Consider the following 2,524-nt stretch of genomic DNA (forward strand, 5'->3'; position numbering starts at 1 on the left):
AGTCTCATAAAAATTCCCCGCTTCGGATCAGTTTTAAAATATTATCTTAACACAAAGCCCAAGCCGCCGCGCAGCAAAAGAAGAGGCTGTGCGCGCCTGTCCGTCAGAGTGCTGTCGCGGTTATTTTTCGCCTTCCCAGAGCAGACGTCTGTTGTAATATTCTTTCACCGTTCCATGCTTTGCGTCAAAAAGTGTCTCCCAATATTCGTACTTTCCCTTAGGATTCCAATGTACCTCTCTCATATAGGCGCCAAGCTGCGCCGCGGTGCCGGTCTTCAAGATTTCTATCTGCGCCGCGTGTTCTGCCCAGAATATTTTTTCCCATTTGAGAAGTGGAGGGAGATTCCTCTGGGGGAAGTCGTAGAGACGTTCGCGCATCTTGATTATCTGTTCAACGATGCTTCTGTTTGGGCACTGCGCAAGCACCAGCATGTGAAATTCCATGTTCATATCCTGCGGTATTGGCACGTCGTCGCTGAAACATTTATGCGCTCTTTCCATCAGCGCAAGGAGCTTCGGGATACATCTTTCACGCGCGTGAGGGAAGGCCAGTTCATAAGCCATGCCTTCGAGCGCCGCGCCGACGTCCTGCGCATCCATGATTTCGTCCATTGAAAGTTCGCGCACGACTACGCCGCGGCAAGGGATTATTTTTACAAGTCCTTCGGATTCAAGTTGTATCATGCAGTCGCGGTACGGGGTTCGGCTTATCTCCAGCTCGTCAAATATCTCCTTCTGGTTGATAGGGTCGCCAGGTTTTAATTCGCCAGAGTTTATTTTTCTTTTTATATAATCATATAGTTTCTTTCTAAGTGATTCATTATGAAAATAAGTCATAATATTCTCCTCTATAAGTCTTGACAACGGGATTTTTTACAAGTATAACATAACCGTTGCAACATGCTGCATGTAACATGCAAGACACATAAAAAGTATCCTACATTAATATTTTGTTTCATTTAATTCTTTGATTTTTGAAATTTGATTTAGCTCATTAAAAAATCAGCGAGGTGATCCAAAATCCTTTCCACTATCACAGATCTTTTTGAGATACCACAAGTTGCCATCCCGTATGTCGAATGTTTCCTCAACAAACGGGAACGGGGGATGCTTTCACGAATGACGAGAAAAAAATATGGCGAAGCTGAGCTTTGCGTTCTGGCTGCGGATATTACGCCGTCGCCAAAAAATTTTATACGGGAGGCTTATTCGCGCAGTGTTCTGAATAAAATTTTGGTGGAAAATGTGCTCCTATACGAGCCGGCTAATTTTTACAGACGTCTTGCGGCCTTCGCTCAATACGAGCCGGAGGCCTGGCGTAAAATCCCGCAAGAGACGCGCGCCTTGATGGACGAATGGTATGTGCGCGAATACATTGACAGGGCGCGCCCACGTCTTGAGAGCGCGCTGAAAGATGGCGAGCTTATTGAGAACGCCTTTTTCTTTACGCTTGATGAAACTCTTGAACTAATTGATTCAATGCCTTTTCTTCCCTATGTTGTTCCATGTAATTGTAAGAGCGTCGCTATGGCCTGCGAAAAGCCGTGCGAGGTGTGTATTCTTTTTAACCGCGGCATAAATTCCGAGTGGGACAGGGGACATGGGCGAGAACTTTCTAAAGAAGAGGCAAAGGCGGTCGCGCGCAGGGCTGATAAAAACGGACTGATGCACACCTCCGAGGAAATGGTCGCTATCTGCCATTGTTGCGGGGACTGCTGTTACCCTATTCGCGCCTCAAAAATGTTGGGAACAAAAGGTCTCTGGCCAAAACAGAGATACCGTATCATGTGGCACGAAGAAAAATGTGTATCATGCGGTAGTTGCGCCGCCGCTTGTAATTTTGGGGCGTTTAAGCGCAATGGGAAACAGATGATGTTTGAAGAAAGGGAATGCTGGGGCTGCACGATTTGTGCCGGCAGCTGCCCTGTGCAAGCCATTTCGATAGAAAAAATCCAAAAGTAGGGAGTGTTTCTTCATGTTGACCGGAATTGATAACATTGTAATCGTCTTTACTGTTTTTGCTGTACTTGGGATAGGCTATTATTTCTCAAAATCAATCACTGATATGGAAAGCTATTATCTGGCGAATCGGAGCCTACCCTGGTCTTTGGTCGTTGGCACTCTCGTTGCTTCATGGTACGGCGGTGTGGGGGTTGTTGGCACCATCGGCTATGCCTCTGTCTTTGGTATGGCGACATGGTTCATCTGGTCCATTGGAGCTCACGCTGTACGGTTTCCCCTTGCTTTATGGGTCGGGCCGCGCATCCATGTTCGCTCCGACGTTACTATTCCAGACGTCATCAATCACGCCTACGGCAAGCTGGCGGCTATAATCGCATCGGTCTTTCTCTTCATGTATTGTTCGCAGATAGGCGAAATCACGGCGACGGGCTTCATCGGAGAGGCAGCTTGGGGGGTCAATAAGATTTATTTGGGGATTTTTGTCGTGGTGCTTACCATAGCCCTTACCTGTCTTGGTGGCCTGATGGGTGTCGCTGTCACGGACATGATATTCTTTTTCTTT

The 2,524-nt window shown here is 47.1% G+C and carries 3 protein-coding genes; 2 read left to right on the forward strand and 1 reads right to left on the reverse strand.

The annotated features are described in order from the left end of the window. Positions 1-120 precede the first annotated feature (120 nt). Positions 121-837, reverse strand: coding sequence for a GntR family transcriptional regulator (locus RRY12_12175; protein MEG2185428.1), 717 nt, complete (start codon positions 835-837; stop codon positions 121-123). A 282-nt stretch (positions 838-1,119) separates the two neighbouring features. Between RRY12_12175 and RRY12_12180 the strand changes: the two genes are divergently transcribed. Next, positions 1,120-1,962, forward strand: coding sequence for a 4Fe-4S dicluster-binding protein (locus RRY12_12180; protein ID MEG2185429.1), 843 nt, complete (start codon positions 1,120-1,122; stop codon positions 1,960-1,962). A 145-nt stretch (positions 1,963-2,107) separates the two neighbouring features. Then, positions 2,108-2,524 (forward strand): sodium:solute symporter family protein (locus RRY12_12185; protein ID MEG2185430.1); only part of this gene is annotated, 417 nt, incomplete at its 3' end.

Source organism: Cloacibacillus sp. (genome assembly GCA_036655895.1).
Lineage (GTDB): Bacteria > Synergistota > Synergistia > Synergistales > Synergistaceae > JAVVPF01.